The organism is Halomonas sp., assembly GCF_031581305.1.
Lineage (GTDB): Bacteria > Pseudomonadota > Gammaproteobacteria > Pseudomonadales > Halomonadaceae > Halomonas.
This window is the reverse complement of the sequence record NZ_JAVLBC010000077.1, coordinates 1-14,078: the sequence shown is the minus strand read 5'-3', so window position 1 is coordinate 14,078 and position 14,078 is coordinate 1. Positions and strand designations below refer to the sequence as shown.

General features: G+C 64.4%; 15 protein-coding genes. 3 read left to right on the top strand and 12 right to left on the bottom strand.

The genetic code is table 11. From position 1 onward, the window contains the following. The 6 genes from RI841_RS08310 to RI841_RS08285 form a co-directional block, all read right to left on the bottom strand. On the bottom strand, window positions 1-1,091 hold a 1,091-nt coding region (locus tag RI841_RS08310; protein ID WP_405000927.1), incomplete at its 3' end, for a HelD family protein. Window positions 1,092-1,127: 36 nt separating this feature from the next. Beyond that, complete coding sequence (locus RI841_RS08305) at window positions 1,128-2,744, bottom strand: peptide chain release factor 3 (protein WP_310705123.1); 1,617 nt, start codon at window positions 2,742-2,744, stop codon at window positions 1,128-1,130. Between the two features lie 60 nt (window positions 2,745-2,804). Continuing rightward, window positions 2,805-3,089 (bottom strand): hypothetical protein, encoded by a 285-nt coding sequence (locus RI841_RS08300; RefSeq protein WP_310705122.1) that lies wholly within the window; start codon window positions 3,087-3,089, stop codon window positions 2,805-2,807. A gap of 3 nt (window positions 3,090-3,092) precedes the next feature. Continuing rightward, a complete protein-coding gene (locus tag RI841_RS08295) occupies window positions 3,093-3,326 on the bottom strand; it encodes a hypothetical protein (protein ID WP_310705121.1) in 234 nt (77 codons plus the stop codon). A gap of 254 nt (window positions 3,327-3,580) precedes the next feature. Further along, on the bottom strand, window positions 3,581-4,063 hold the full coding sequence (locus tag RI841_RS08290; RefSeq protein ID WP_310705120.1) for a hypothetical protein: 483 nt from the start codon (window positions 4,061-4,063) through the stop codon (window positions 3,581-3,583). 6 nt (window positions 4,064-4,069) lie between these two features. Then, complete coding sequence (locus RI841_RS08285; protein WP_310705119.1) at window positions 4,070-4,411, bottom strand: TraR/DksA C4-type zinc finger protein; 342 nt, start codon at window positions 4,409-4,411, stop codon at window positions 4,070-4,072. 163 nt (window positions 4,412-4,574) lie between these two features. Here RI841_RS08285 and RI841_RS08280 point away from each other — a divergent pair, with 163 nt between their 5' ends. Further along, window positions 4,575-5,279 (top strand): TVP38/TMEM64 family protein, encoded by a 705-nt coding sequence (locus tag RI841_RS08280; RefSeq protein ID WP_310705118.1) that lies wholly within the window; start codon window positions 4,575-4,577, stop codon window positions 5,277-5,279. A 33-nt stretch (window positions 5,280-5,312) separates the two neighbouring features. Here the strand turns inward: RI841_RS08280 and RI841_RS08275 are convergent, their stop codons facing one another. The 6 genes from RI841_RS08275 to RI841_RS08250 all read right to left on the bottom strand — a co-directional run bounded on the left by RI841_RS08275 (window position 5,313) and on the right by RI841_RS08250 (window position 12,094). After that, entirely contained in the window at window positions 5,313-5,660 is a 348-nt protein-coding gene (locus RI841_RS08275) for a putative quinol monooxygenase (RefSeq protein ID WP_310705117.1), read from the bottom strand. 234 nt (window positions 5,661-5,894) lie between these two features. Then, complete coding sequence (locus RI841_RS08270) at window positions 5,895-6,749, bottom strand: universal stress protein (protein WP_310705116.1); 855 nt, start codon at window positions 6,747-6,749, stop codon at window positions 5,895-5,897. Between the two features lies 1 nt (window position 6,750). After that, complete coding sequence (locus tag RI841_RS08265) at window positions 6,751-8,241, bottom strand: SulP family inorganic anion transporter (RefSeq protein WP_310705115.1); 1,491 nt, start codon at window positions 8,239-8,241, stop codon at window positions 6,751-6,753. A 603-nt stretch (window positions 8,242-8,844) separates the two neighbouring features. After that, window positions 8,845-9,612 (bottom strand): slipin family protein, encoded by a 768-nt coding sequence (locus RI841_RS08260; RefSeq protein WP_310705114.1) that lies wholly within the window; start codon window positions 9,610-9,612, stop codon window positions 8,845-8,847. Window positions 9,613-9,675: 63 nt separating this feature from the next. Continuing rightward, a complete protein-coding gene (locus RI841_RS08255) occupies window positions 9,676-11,172 on the bottom strand; it encodes a nodulation protein NfeD (RefSeq protein WP_310705113.1) in 1,497 nt (498 codons plus the stop codon). Between the two features lie 226 nt (window positions 11,173-11,398). Continuing rightward, window positions 11,399-12,094 carry a hypothetical protein gene (locus tag RI841_RS08250; protein WP_310705112.1) on the bottom strand — a complete coding sequence of 232 codons (696 nt, stop codon included), beginning with the start codon at window positions 12,092-12,094 and terminating at the stop codon, window positions 11,399-11,401. Window positions 12,095-12,331: 237 nt separating this feature from the next. Here RI841_RS08250 and RI841_RS08245 point away from each other — a divergent pair, with 237 nt between their 5' ends. Both RI841_RS08245 and RI841_RS08240 read left to right on the top strand, forming a co-directional pair. Next, window positions 12,332-13,432 (top strand): aminoglycoside phosphotransferase family protein, encoded by a 1,101-nt coding sequence (locus tag RI841_RS08245; protein WP_310705111.1) that lies wholly within the window; start codon window positions 12,332-12,334, stop codon window positions 13,430-13,432. A 66-nt stretch (window positions 13,433-13,498) separates the two neighbouring features. Continuing rightward, window positions 13,499-14,078: ABC transporter substrate-binding protein (locus tag RI841_RS08240; RefSeq protein WP_310705110.1), on the top strand; the 580-nt coding region annotated here is incomplete at its 3' end.

Genomic DNA, 14,078 nt, shown 5'->3' with positions numbered 1-14,078 from the left:
ACCTCCTCGAGCAGCCAGGCGGGCACCAGCCGCCGGGCGATCCACAGGTCCTCGGCGGCGAAGCGGTTGGCCTCCACGTGGCCTGCGTAGCGGTCAAGTTCGGTCAGGAATTCCGGCGAGGCCTTGTAGCGCAGACGCGCCTTCATGGCCTCGTCGTCCTTCTCGAGCAGCGCCGTGGTCTGCTCGAAGAAGCTCTCGAAGCGGTACTGGCCGTCGAGCAGCTCATCGGCCAGTTCCTCCATGCCGACCTGATTGACCGTCTCCTCACCGAGCTCCGGCAGCACGTTGGCGATGTAGTCGGAGAACACCTGGTTGGGTGAGATGATCAGGATGTCCTCGGAGCTCAGGCTGTCCTTGAAGCGGTAGAGCAGGAAGGCGATGCGGTGCAGGGCGATGGAGGTCTTGCCGGAGCCGGCCACTCCCTGGATAACCAGCGCCTGGGCCTCGTCATTGCGGATGATGGCGTTCTGGTCGCGCTGGATGGTGGCGACGATATTCTTCATGCCCTCGTCGGAGGCACGGCTCAGTTCCTCCTGGAGCACCTCGTCGACCACGTGCACCGCGCTGTCGATCATCAGCTCGATCTCGCCGCCCTTGATGCGGAACTGCCGCTTCAGGGAGATCTCGCCGGCCACCGGGCCCTCGGGGCTCTCGTAGGTGGCGGGGCCGGTCTCGTAGTCGTAGAACAGCGAGGCGATGGGTGCCCGCCAGTCGTGGACGCGGCTCACCCCGGCGAGGTCGTCGTGGAAGTGGTGAATGCCGATGTAGACCGGCTCGGCCTTGCCGCCCCGGGCGAAGTCGAAGCGCCCGAAGTAGGGAGAGCTTCGGAGCTTCTCGAGCTTGCGGCGCCGGGCCAGGGCGTTGTCGCCGGTCATCACTGCCTGCTCGATGGACTCCCGTGCCGAGATCTTCTCGATATGGTCCATCTCGTCGCGGCTCGTCCAGAGGTACTCCTTCTGCGCCTGGATATCCTCGGCATAGTCGGCAAGACGCCCCTCGAGCTCCGCCAGGTTGGCCTCGATGCGCTCCAGGGTATGATCGAGCTGTCGCCGCTCGTCAGCTCGCTCGGGGGTATCGGCTTTCTGGTTCATCGTGGTCCGTTCAGGTCGGTATTCGGGGTAAGGGGATCAGGTCGCGCCCACCTCACGGGTGCTGTTGAAGTCGATCTCGGGCCACTTCTCGATGGTCAGATCGAGGATCGATCGGTTGGGGGCCATGAAGGCCAGCGCCCCGGCGGCATCCCTGGCCAGGCGGGTGGCATTGGCCTGGGTAAAGCGCTTCATCGCGGCGGCATCCTCGCTGCTTACCCACAGCGCCTTGTGTACCGGCACACTCTCGAAGGCAGCATCGACCCCGTATTCGGTCTGCAGCCGGTGGGCAACGGTCTCGAACTGTAGTTGCCCCACGGCACCCAGGATCATTCCCGTCTTCTCCAGCGGCTCGAATACCTGGATGGTGCCCTCCTCACCCAGTTCCAGCAGCGCCTTGTTGAGCTGCTTGGCCCGCAACGGGTCATTGAGCCGCGCCATGCGGAAGATCTCCGGGGAGAAGTGCGGAATGCCCTCGAGTTCCAGCACCTCGCCCTCGGTGATCACGTCCCCGATACGCAGGCGACCATGGTTGGGAATGCCGATGATGTCGCCTGCAAAGGCGGAGGCGAGATGGGCCCGTTCCTGGGCCATGAAGGTGATGGCGTGATCGAGGCGGATCGTCTTGCCGCTCCGAACATGCCTGGCCTTGAGGCCCTGGCGGTACTCCCCGGAACAGATCCTCAGGAAGGCGATGCGATCCCGATGCTGGGGATTCATGTTGGCCTGGATCTTGAATACGATGCCGGTAAAGGCACCATCGTCGGGCCGTACCGTACGCTGACGAGCCTCGCGCTGGCGGGGCGGAGGCGCCCAGGACACCAGCGCCTGGAGAATGTCTCGCACCCCGAAGTTGTTGATCGCGGAGCCGAAGAACACCGGCGAGAGGTCGCCGGCGAGGAAGGCGTCATGATCGAAGGATTCGGCCGCCTCGCGCACGATCTCCACTTCCTCCTTGAAGGTGGCGTGTGCGATCGGAAAGTGTTCCACGAGGTAGGGATGATCTTCTCCCTCCAGCACCTCGAGGTCGGTCTCGGGACGACTCTCCCCCGGGGTGAACTTGAGCATTCGCTCGCTATCCAGATCAAAGACACCAGCGAACTGCTTGCCCATGCCGATGGGCCAGGTGATCGGCGCGCAGGGCATGCCCAAGATCTCCTCGATCTCGTCGATCAGTTCCAGGGGGTCACGGACCTCGCGGTCCATCTTGTTGATGAAGGTAATCACCGGCGTCCTGCGTAGCCGGCACACCTCCAGCAGTTTGATGGTCTGCGCCTCGACGCCCTTGGCGGCATCGATGACCATCAGCGCCGCGTCCACCGCAGTGAGCACCCGGTAGGTGTCTTCCGAGAAGTCCTGGTGGCCGGGCGTGTCGAGCAGGTTGATCACGCAGCCGTCATGCTCGAACTGCATGACGGAGCTGGCCACCGAAATGCCACGCTGCTTCTCGACCTCCATCCAGTCCGAGGTCGCGAACTGCTGGCTCTTCTTGCCCTTGACGGTACCCGCCGTACGGATGGCACCGCCGTACATCAGCAGCTTTTCGGTCAGCGTCGTCTTGCCGGCATCCGGGTGCGAGATAATGGCGAAGGTACGTCGTCTCGCCACCTCCTGCGGGAGAGAGGCGGCAGTCTTGAGGGTTGCGCTTGATGACATGGTTGACCTGATGGGAACGCGAAGTGGGAGTCTCTGAACAACACGAGAAACGACGCGTTGCTAATCCCAGGCGGGCTCCCTGGCGATGGCCGAAGTCTGCTCGGCGAGCACCGGGTCATGGTGGCGCCAGTACACCGAGCTGATGCCCGGCCCCGCCCCCATCAGCAGCACGGCATCGATGGGATTGAGCGACAGGGTGCGATACCCGTATACGCGCTGCCCCATGAACAACAGGTCGTAGTCCACACAGTCACCCTGCGCGGGACGTTGCTGGTCGATGCTCAAGGAGCCCTGCTCCAGCAGCTGCTGGACGCGCGACGATGACAATTGATCAAGAGTGTTCATGGATCATGCCTCCTGGAAGCGCCAGGCCCGAACGCCTCGTACCAGGGCCCGATTGGTTCGGCTCAGGAAACGTCCCCGCTCGAAGGAGGCCGACGTCACGCCGGCATCGTGCATGTCCTGATAGACCACCAGCAGGCTCGTGCGCGAATCGAATGGCAGGTAGTGGTGAACGCTGATCCAGCCATCCGCTGAGGAGAGCTCACCAACGTCGGGGAGAAAGGCACTTTGGCCGCTCATTGCTATTCCCTCTCTCGACCCACGGTTTATGCAAACCGAGAGCCGGACAAACGCTAGGGTCCGACATCACGTGAGATGCCGACGAACAGGAGGCAAATAGAGGGAAGCGCGCTAGGGCGGACTGGGGAAGGTGTCGGTGAGTAACTGTGTCAACGGATTGCTCCTCTTGCAGTTACCAGCGACCTCGGCAAAGGTATCTGGATGGTCAGGTAAACAGGTACTTACGATAACAAACCCTTGAACGCCTGTTCAAGTCAGGGGGCACCGGCGCCCTGTTCCTCGACGAGCCGATTGGCGTACAGCACAGCCTCCTGATGGCCGCTGGCAATCAGTTGGAGATGCTTCAGGTGATGGTGCTCCCCGGCTTCCTTCAGGATCGTCAGGCAAAGCCTTGCTGCGAGGCCATCCTCGATGGGAGACAGCCCCACCTCCTCCGGAAGCGGTAAGGCCAAGGATGCGACTTCGTGTATCTCCGCAACACGGATAGCAAACCGGTAACACTCGAGGAGTTCCCGCCATCCCTCCCCCGACACCCGGGAGGGCGGCATGAACTTGATCATCTTGGGGGTAGCCTCACCGTACGACCATGCCATCCAGGCTTGACCCACCGCCGCCGTGCCAAGGTTGCGCCGCTGCGCCTCGGTGGCTGGCACCACCACGGCCGCCAGAGGCTCCACATCAAGGCCCTCCCGATGGATGACCTCTATCGTCACGTCATTCTGCGTCAGTTTCAGCATCTCTCCTCACTCGGTACAGTCAATGCATTTCAGCACGGTGGGATCCCATTCCAGTCGCTTGACGGCGATCCATTCACCGCATTCGATACACTCCCCGAACGTTCCCCGATCCAGGCGAGCCAAGGCCGCGTCGATGCGACGGATCGCCAGCTGTCGACGATCCTCTTCGGCCTTGGCCATGGCCTGGCCTTGCAAGGCATCCATGCGTGACAGGCGGCCCACTGACTGCTGGTCCAGCATCACCGTAGCACGACTCTCCTTGCTCTCGAAGCTCTGGTCGATCAGCAGTGCCTTGGCGTCCGCCAGCTGACGGATGACCTTCTCGATATCGAGTTCCGGATGGTTCACGTCACCTACCTCTCTGCTTGAGTCGGATACCGCGCCCGCTACACGCTGGCAGAAACCGTATAAGGCTATCGGCAATGCCCATGACGCTGCATCCGGTGTGTACTTGGGGCGAGGCACAGCCTGGCGTAAGCTGTGACTTCCCATCTCGGCAGGAAGCCCTCCCATGTCCCGCCCCCTCGGCACAGCTCTCGGCCTGCTGGCCGCCCTGATCACGCTGGGCCTGCTCTGGCAGTGGCTTGCCATGCAGGATCTGCTGACTGCCGAGCAGCTCCGGGCATGGGTCGCCTCGGCACCGGCCTGGCGCGACAGCCCCTGGATCTTTCTGGTGGTGATGGGGGGCTATGCCGGCGCCCTGCTGGTGATGTTCCCGCTGAGCCTGATGGTGGCGCTCACTGGCCTGGTGTTCGGCCCCACCTGGGGCTTCGTCTATGCCACTCTGGGTACCCTCACCTCCTCGGTAGTCTCCTACTGGGTGGGCCGGCGGCTGGGACGCGACGCGCTGATGGCCTACGGTGGACGCCACCTGCGCGGCATGTCGCGCTACCTGGCAAAGCGCGGCATCCGCACCATGACGGTCATCAACCTGCTGCCGCTGGCGCCCTTCACGCTCACCAACATGATGGCCGGCGCCTTTCACCTGCGTTTTCGCGACTACCTGATCGGCTCCACCCTGGGCATCGTGCCGGGACTGGCCGCGGTGACGCTGCTGGGCAGCCAGCTCGGCGCCCTGGCTACCGCCACCAGTCGTGAGGAGTTGCTATGGTCGCTGGCGGGCCTGGCCGCCGGCATCATCCTGCTGGTGGCGCTGCGCCGCTACTCGATGTGGCGCAGACGGAATGACAAGCGCCGCCAGTGCCGGCCGGAGTGACAGACGGCCAGCAAGCCATGGGGCCCGTCGGTCCTAGCGTACCGGGGCGTCGTAATTGTGCGGCTCGTCGGTATAGACACAGACATTGGCATGCTCCACATCGCCGTCCTCGGCCTCGACCTGGCTGGCGAAAAACGCCTTGATCTCGCGACGGCTGCAGTGCGCCTCGAAGGCCTCTCGGCTGGCCCAGACCTCGTGAAAGACGATGGGGTAGCTGGCACCCTGGGCGTTGGGGTGATCGATATGCCGGGTCACGGTGTATTGAATGCAGCCATCCTCGCGCTGGGCATTGGGTTCGAGCGCCTGCAGGGCCTTGAACACGGCCTCCTCCCGGCCGGGCTTGGGCTTGAAGCTGGCAATGCAGTAGAGCTTCTGGGACATCTTGTCTCTCCGTGTCGTCGGGGGGGTCAGAGCCTGGCGGCGTAGAAGTCGTTGCTCAGGTTATAGTGGGCTTCGCCTACCTCGAAGGCACGCTTGGCGGTCTGCAGCTTGAGCAGCCGGGTGCGTAGGTGATGAAAGATCAGCTTGCGGTGATTGCTCTGCTCGGGGAGGCGGGCCAGTGCCTCGTCGATGACGCCGTGGACATTGAACTTGATGTCCCGGGGGCGGTGAACATCAGCGCAGCAGCAGCACTGGAATCCGCGACTTGCGCAGCATCTCGGATGTGGTACTGCCCACCAGCAGATGGCGAATGCGCGAGTGGCCATAGGCCCCCATCACCAGCAGGTCGATGGCATGCTCCTCCTGGTAGGCGTGGAGTGTCGCCTCTACCTCGCCGGCGCGGATGGCGCCTTCGACCTCATGGCCGGCATCACGCAGGGTCTTGAGCGCCCAGTCGAGCTGGGAGCGGTTGTCGCCGGTCTCGGCGCCGACGATGACCACGTGCACCGGAACCCCCTCGAAGAGCGGGCTTTTCGCCAGCATCTCCACGCCCTTGCGGGTGGTCTTGCTGCCGTCGAAGGCCAGCATCACCTTCTCGGGAGCCTTGAAGGTGTGGGGCACCATCAGGATCGGCCGATGCAGGGTACGCACCACCCGCTCCAGGTTGGAGCCCAGGTGGCCGCTGTCCTGGTGGGCCGTCTCGCCGCGCTTGCCCACCACCAGCAGGCGGATCTCGTCGGCCAGCTCCTCCAGGGTCTCCACCAGAGTGCCGTTGCGCTGGCGGCCGGAAGGATCGCTCACGCCATCCTCGACGGCCCGCTCGATAGCCGCCTTGATCATCAGCCGGCCCTGCTCCTGGGCCACCTTGGCGCGCTGCTCATCGAGCTGGGAGAGCTCCTGGAGCAGGCGCTCGCGGGCGCCCGCCCTGAGGGTGCCGGAGAGATTGCGCTCCTCCGGCGGCAGGTGGTTGTCGTTAACGTGCAGGAAGGTCAGCGGGGCGCCCAGTGCCAGGCTGGCCCAGGCGGCGTAGTCGCACACGCCTTCAGAAAACTGTGAGCCGTCGATGGCGGCCATTACCTGTTCTGTCATCTCAGTGACCTCCCATCAGTTTCTCGACGGCTTCGGGGTCGTCATGCACCGCATAGCGGTCGACGATGGTGGCGCTGGCCTCGTTGAGACCGATCATTTCCACCTCGGTGCCCTCGCGGCGGAACTTGATCACCACCCTGTCGAGGGTCTGGACGGCGGTGATGTCCCAGAAGTGGGCCCGCGACAGGTCGATGGTCACCTTCTCCACCGTCTCCTTGAAGTCGAAGGCCTCGCCGAAGCGCTCGGAGGAAGCGAAGAACACCTGGCCCACCACCTTGTAAACGCGGGCATTGCCCTCGTCGGCCTCCTCGCTGCCGATGTAGAGGATATTGCCCACCTTGTTGGCGAAGAACATGGCGGCGAGCAACACGCCGACGAAGACGCCGATGGCCAGATTGTGGGTGCCAACGGTGACCACCACGGTGGCGACCATGACGAAGTTGGTGCTCATCGGGTGCTTCTTGAGGTCCTTGATGGAGCTCCAGCTGAAGGTGCCGATGGCGACCATGATCATCACCGCGACGAGGGCGGCCATGGGGATCTGGGAGACCCAGTCGGCCAGGAACACCACCATCAGCAGCAGCGCCACGCCGGCGATCAGGGTCGACATGCGGCGGCGACCGCCGGACTTGATGTTGATCACCGACTGGCCAATCATCGCGCAGCCCGCCATGCCGCCGAGCAGGCCGGCGCCGATGTTGGCGATGCCCTGGCCCTTGCACTCGCGGTTCTTGTCGCTCCGGGTATCGGTCAAGTCATCGATGATAGTGGCGGTCATCATCGACTCCAGCAGGCCCACCACGGTCAGCATCAGTGAGTAGGGCAGGATGATCATCAGGGTCTCGAGATTGAGCGGCACCTCGGGCCACAGGAAGACCGGCAGGCTGTCGGGCAACTCGCCCATGTCACCGACGCTGCGAATCTCCATGCCGGTGAGCATGTAGACGGCGGTGAGCACCACGATGCACACCAGCGGCGAGGGGATGGTCTTGCCGATCACCGGCACCAGGGGGAAGCCGTAGATGATCGCCAGGCCGACCAGGGTCATGGCGTAGACGTGCCAGGTCACCCCGGTCAGCTCCGGCAGCTGGGCCATGAAGATCAGAATCGCCAGGGCGTTGACGAAGCCGGTGACCACCGAGCGCGAGACAAAGCGCATCAGGTCGGCAAGCTTCAGGTACCCCGCGATGATCTGCAGCACCCCGGTCAGCAGGGTAGCGGCCAGCAGATACTCCAGGCCGTGCTCCTTGACCAGGGTGATCATCAGCAGCGCCATGGCGCCGGTGGCCGCCGAGACCATCCCCGAACGCCCACCGGTAAAGGCGATGATCACGCAGATGGCGAAGGAGGCGTAGAGGCCCACCTTGGGGTCGACCCCGGCGATGATGGAGAAGGCGATGGCCTCGGGGATCAGCGCCAGGGCGACGACGATACCCGCCAGGGTGTCGCCCTTGAGGTTGGAAAACCAACTCAGTTTCATTTTTTCGTACATGCTGGGGTCCAGTCAGGGGGTGATGGATGGGCCGTGAAGTGCCGGGATCCTGTCGTGCGCATGCCCTCCCCGGCGCCCCGGTTGGGCGCTGTTGCCGATGGCAGCTTCAGGAGAAGGCGGAAATCACAAGCAAGGTGGCGCACAGAGGCGCCGGAGCATCACGATGATGTCGCGCGATGACACACCGATGACGGTGGCATCGCCAAGAGATAGGAGGGGGAGCGCTAGGGTGGCGTGGCCAACCCTGTCAGGGGAGTCATCATGTTCTGCTGGTTCCCTTGCTCTGCATCAAGGATGCACCGTCAGACGAAAGTCCAACGGGGTGCGTGCGACAAGAGCGCCGAATTCTAGCAGAACATATGCTGCAGTGCATTCCTGGGCGAGGATGACGCAGAGCAATCGCAGCTAGCCGAAGCGAGAGACGCCGGGGACAGGTCGAAGGGGAGGACTCCATTACGCCCAGGGAGGGGGTTACAGCGCCTCCCCGAAGACCTGTCGCCGGAACAGCCTCTCACTTCGGGTAACTGCAATTGCCCGGAGATGCCACGACCAGCTGGCCGTGGCAGGACGGGATCAGGAGGCGTCTGGATCGCCCGGCGCGGTTCATTGATCGTCAGGGCTTGACCCCGCCTCACCCATCGCCCGAAATGCCTTGAGAAGATCCATCGGCATCGGGAAGACCACGGTGGAACTCTTGCTGCCCATGTCCGCCATGGTCTGAAGGTAGCGTAGCTGCAACGCCGCCGGGTTAGCGGACAGTACGTGGGCGGCCTCGACCAGCTTCTTGGAGGCCTGCAGCTCGCCCTCGGCGTGGATCACCTTGGCGCGCCGCTCGCGCTCGGCCTCGGCCTGGCGGGCGATGGCGCGGATCATGCTCTCGTCGAGGTCGACGTGCTTGATCTCCACGTTGGCCACCTTGATGCCCCAGCTCTCGGCGGAGGCATCGATGATCTCCTGGATGTCGTCGTTGAGCTTGTCGCGCTCGGAAAGCATCTCGTCGAGGTCATGTTTGCCGAGCACCGAGCGCAGCGTGGTCTGGGCCAGCTGGCTGGTGGCATTGACGAAATTCTCCACCTGGATAATCGCCTTTTCCGGGTCCACCACCCGGAAGTAGAGCACCGCGTTGACCTTGACGGTGACGTTGTCCTGGGAAATGACGTCCTGCTCCGGCACGTCCATGGTGATCACCCGCAGGTCGACCACTTGCATTTTCTGAATACCGGGAATGATGATCAGCAGGCCCGGCCCCTTCACCGCCTGGAAGCGGCCAAGGAAGAACACCACCCCGCGCTTGTATTCGGGAAGGATGCGGATCGACGCTGCCAGCAGCATGACCAGCAGGACGACCGGAACGAGATAGGAAATCAACATGGCTTGCTCTCCTTCGATGTGTCCGGCGACGGCAGGGCCGATACCGGGAAACGTGCCAGAGCCTCAGGACGAGGCGTCGAGCGGCTCGACCTCCAGGGTCAGGCCATCGACCGCTGTTACGCGTACTGCCTGACCTCGCGTCAACGGACGGGTGCTGCGGGCATTCCAGCGCTCCCCCATCAGCCGCACATGGCCTTGTCCCGCGAAATCCTCGAGTACCCTGGCCTCGCTGCCGACGAGTTCTTCCTGGCCAGTCCGGGGCACGCGGCGACGCAACCCGATGAAGCGTGTGACCACCCACAGCATCAGGCCCGCCGCCAGTAGGGCGGTACCGCCGATCATCGGTAGCGAGATATTCAGGTTATCTGCATCCATCAGCATCACCGATCCGATCACGAAGGCGGCGATGCCGCCTATCCCGAGAACGCCGAAACTGGGCATCAATGCCTCGCCCACGATCAGCCCCAGCCCCACCAGGATCAACGCCAGGCCAGCGTAGTTGACCGGCAATACCTGGAAGGCGAACAGCGCCAGCAGCAGCGAGATAATGCCGATGGTCCCCGGCACCAGGCCGCCCGGATTGGACAGTTCGAAGATCAGCCCGTAGAAGCCGATGATCATCAGGAAATAGGCGACGTTGGGATTGGTAATCACCGCCAGCAGCTTGGTACGCCAATCCGGGGCGAAACGCTCGATGGCGAGATCGGCCGTGGCCAGGGTGCGCTCGCCATTCTCCATCACCACCGTGCGCCCGTCGATCTGCGCCAGCAGGTCTTCCAGGTTGGTGGCCACCACATCGATAACGTTCTGCTCCAGGGCTTCCCGGGCGGTAAGGTTGACCGCCTCGCGCACGGCCTGCTCCGCCCACTCGGCATTGCGATCATGGCGCTCGGCCAGCGAGCGGATATAGGCCACCGCGTCCTCCAGCACCTTGCGCTCCATGGCCGTCTCGCCACGTCGCCGGTCGTCGTCACCGCCGTCTTCGCCGGCCCCGCCTTCAGCGTCGGCCGCCTCGCCACTGGCGCTCCCCTCGTCGTCGGTTGCCGGTTCGTCCATCTCCTCGGTCTCCTGTGCTCGGGCCCCACCTTTGCCACCCTCGTCATCATCGCCGAATCCCGGCAGACCACCACCGCCGATCTGCACCGGGGTCGCCGAACCGAGATGGGTCGACGGCGCCATGGCCGCCACGTGGCTGGCATAGAGCAGGTAGGCACCGGCGCTGGCCGCCCGGGCACCCGCCGGCGAGACATGGATAGCAACCGGCACGCTGGAGGTGAGCATGGCACGGATCATCGAACGCATCGAGGCATCGAGACCGCCGGGGGTATCCATCTCGACCACGACCAGCTCGGCATCGCGCTCTTCGGCGAGTTCCAGGCCACGCTGGAAATAGTCGCTGATGGCCGGCCCGATGGCACCATCGACCGTCATCACCAGGGCGGTGCGCTCGCCCTGCTGCGCCTGAGCCTGCCAGGCCAGCAGGGCGCCAAGCGCGATACACAGCAGGCTGGTCAGCATCAGGATGCGCCCGGTCATGCCCCTGCGATATGGATTCGTCATCTCGTGCCCACCCTGTCGAACCTTCCTCTGAGAACATCATGAAAGGCCAGTGGTTCAGTCGTTACCGATAACAGGGTAGGCAGTGGACCCGTGGGCGGCAACAGCCTGCGTCCAGTCGAACGGCAGGAGATGCCATCGTCCCTGGGCCCGCCAGCTGGCGGGCCCAGGGACGATGGCAGAGAGAGCAGAGGGAAGAGAAGAGCGCCTTCAGCGCCGCAAGCCGGGCTCAGAGATCATGCGGTTCACCAGCAACCCGCTTCTGCACCTCCACCATGTAGGCCGCCAGCGACGTCAACGCTTCGCTGCCCCACGCCAGTGGCTCGGCCGCCATCGGTGAAACCATGCATATCTGCACCATCTCGTCGGCGTGCACGTCCGACATGCCGAACTGGTTGGCAGCCATCGCCACCCGATGGGGGAAGGGCTGCTCGAATGTCGGGTTGTAGCCCATGTCCTGACCGTCACTGCCGTGACAGCTCGCGCAGGCAAGGCCGTTGCTGCTCAATGAGGTGTCGTAGTAGAGCGCCTCGCCGCGGGCCAGCATCTCCCGGGGATTGTCGCCGGCCTCGCTGTAGGCCGGCGAATACCCCTCGGGCCTGGCCACCGCGGCGCTGGCGCCGCCCTCGGCTTCGCCTTCCGCCTTACCTTCGGCTTCACCCTCTGCCTCGGCCTCGCCTTGTGCCTCTCCCTGGGCTTCTCCCTCGGCTTCACCCTGCGCCTCAGTAGCGCCCTCTGCGTGGTTGCTGGCCAGCATCAGGGACGCCTCGGAAGGCGAGGTAACGTCGGCAACGGCCGCGTCATCGCCTGCCGAGGCCTGCAGGACAGCCCCTCCCGCCACCAGGGCGAGCAGCGGCGCCGTGTAGGCCAGTTGCCGATTCAGACGACCCAGGAGCTTGCGGCGTTTATCATCATGCTGTGACATATTGTTCACCTTCGCTTGTGTCCATCCAGGAGATATCCGGAGCCTCGCTCCACCGTTACACAACAACGGCTCTACTCTGTCGGTGACGATGCCCCAGGCTTACAGATGGTCGACATGCAGCAGGCCACCGGAGGGCCTCCGCCGCCGGGAAAGACGCCATCACCCCGATATGTAAGGAACGCCTTGTGCCGAACGACCCTCCATCACCGACCGCAAGAACATCACCCGAGGAGTGTCATGCTGGATACCGTCGTTCGCCCCGCTTCGCCACAGACCCGGCCGGATCTCTGCCATCCCCTGACAGTGGCCCTTCGCCAGACCGGCCATGACGCGGACATTCAGGCCATGTACCCGATGGCCGAAACGGGCCTGGCCCACCACCATGTGTGGCTCGAGCGGGAACAGATCGACTGGGTGGCGCGGTTGCCCAAGCAGAGCCAGATGCGACTCGACCCCGCCGCCAACCTCGACTACCAGGCGGCCTGCTTCGACCGCGCCAGCCAGGGCGGCCATGCCCCCTCCCTGCACGGCATCCTCCCGCCCGGCCCGGCGCTGCCGCGCGGCGGGCTGCTGGTCAGTGCCATCCGGGGTCGCCCGGCGCGACTCCCGGATGACCTTCCCGATATCGCCGAGGCGCTGGCCAGCTTCCATGCGCTGGAGGTGCCTGATGCCGAGGCGCGCCCGCCACTGCTGTCTCCCGCCGACCCCTGGGCGGCGATGCTCGAGGAGGTCAGGGACCAGGCGCGCTTCCTCGACCGAGCCGGGCTGGAAGCGGACACCCGAGCGCTGATCGAGATCGAACTGGCCGCCCTGCCGGAACGGCTGCCTCCCGGGCCTGGCGCCGAGCCGCAACTGATCAGCTTCGATGCCCATCCCGGCAACTTCCTGGTCACCGAGTCCGGACGCGCGGTGCTGGTGGACCTGGAGAAATGCCGCTACGGCCTGGTGGGCTTCGACCTGGCTCACGCCAGCCTCTACACCTCGACGACCTGGGACCTGCAGAGCTGCACCGAACTGCGCCCCGCCGAGGTAGCCGCCTTCTACCGTCACTGGATCGCTGCCACGGGCTTCGATGGAGAGGCCGCCACGCTGCTGGCGAGCCGGCGGGCCATGTGGCTCTGGTCCCTGACCTGGTGCGCAAAGTGGCGAGCCAGTAACCTTCGCTCCCGGGACGCCCATGCCCGCGGCGAGGACTGGTCCGCCGAGCTGAGCGACGATGCGCTGATCGCCCATGTCCGCGACCGGGTCGACCATTATCTTTCCGTGGCCGTGATCGAACACGTGCGGCAGGAGAATCGCGAGTTGGCCCGCCTCCTCTCTCCCCAGGCCCACGAGTGACCCTCCCTGCATGAACGAGCGCAGACAATATCTCTCTCAACGTCTCCCTGACCAAAGGAACCCACGATGCGCACCTTCTTTCCCCGACTCGCCTCCCTTGTGCCGACACTGCTGCTCCCCGCCACAGCGCTGCAGGCCGCACCCGACCCGGCCGCTTGGGAAGCCGTACTCGACGAGGCGCGTGGCCAGGCAGTCTACTGGTATGCCTGGGCCGGTGAGCAGCGCACCAACGACTATATCGACTGGGTTGCCGGGCGGGTCGAGGAGCAGTTCGATATCGCGCTCACCCATGTCAAGATCGGCGACACTAGCGAGGCGGTCTCCCGAGTACTGGCGGAAAAGCAGGCTGGCAACCATGACGATGGCAATGTCGACCTGATCTGGATCAATGGCGAAAACTTCGCCACCATGAAGGCCAACGACCTGCTGTTCGGCCCCTTCGCCGCGTCGCTGCCGAACTTCGCGCTCACCCACCCCGAGCACAACCCCGAAGTGATCACCGACTTTACCCTGCCCACCGAGGGATACGAGTCCCCCTGGGGCCGGGCACAGATCACCTTCTACTACAACAGCGACGAGGTCGCGGCCCCCCCCCAGGATATCCCTGCCTTGCGGGCATGGGCCGAGGCCAACCCCGGGCGCTTCA

Excerpts from the sequence above, each read along its gene's own strand:
- RI841_RS08305 (WP_310705123.1), bottom strand. The coding sequence starts at position 2,744 with ATGTCATCAAGCGCAACCCTCAAGACTGCCGCCTCTCTCCCGCAGGAG.
- RI841_RS08300 (WP_310705122.1), bottom strand. The coding sequence starts at position 3,089 with ATGAACACTCTTGATCAATTGTCATCGTCGCGCGTCCAGCAGCTGCTG.
- RI841_RS08295 (WP_310705121.1), bottom strand. The coding sequence starts at position 3,326 with ATGAGCGGCCAAAGTGCCTTTCTCCCCGACGTTGGTGAGCTCTCCTCA.
- RI841_RS08290 (WP_310705120.1), bottom strand. The coding sequence starts at position 4,063 with ATGCTGAAACTGACGCAGAATGACGTGACGATAGAGGTCATCCATCGG.
- RI841_RS08280 (WP_310705118.1), top strand. The coding sequence starts at position 4,575 with ATGTCCCGCCCCCTCGGCACAGCTCTCGGCCTGCTGGCCGCCCTGATC.
- RI841_RS08275 (WP_310705117.1), bottom strand. The coding sequence starts at position 5,660 with ATGTCCCAGAAGCTCTACTGCATTGCCAGCTTCAAGCCCAAGCCCGGC.
- RI841_RS08270 (WP_310705116.1), bottom strand. The coding sequence starts at position 6,749 with ATGACAGAACAGGTAATGGCCGCCATCGACGGCTCACAGTTTTCTGAA.
- RI841_RS08265 (WP_310705115.1), bottom strand. The coding sequence starts at position 8,241 with ATGTACGAAAAAATGAAACTGAGTTGGTTTTCCAACCTCAAGGGCGAC.
- RI841_RS08260 (WP_310705114.1), bottom strand. The coding sequence starts at position 9,612 with ATGTTGATTTCCTATCTCGTTCCGGTCGTCCTGCTGGTCATGCTGCTG.
- RI841_RS08255 (WP_310705113.1), bottom strand. The coding sequence starts at position 11,172 with ATGACGAATCCATATCGCAGGGGCATGACCGGGCGCATCCTGATGCTG.
- RI841_RS08250 (WP_310705112.1), bottom strand. The coding sequence starts at position 12,094 with ATGTCACAGCATGATGATAAACGCCGCAAGCTCCTGGGTCGTCTGAAT.
- RI841_RS08245 (WP_310705111.1), top strand. The coding sequence starts at position 12,332 with ATGCTGGATACCGTCGTTCGCCCCGCTTCGCCACAGACCCGGCCGGAT.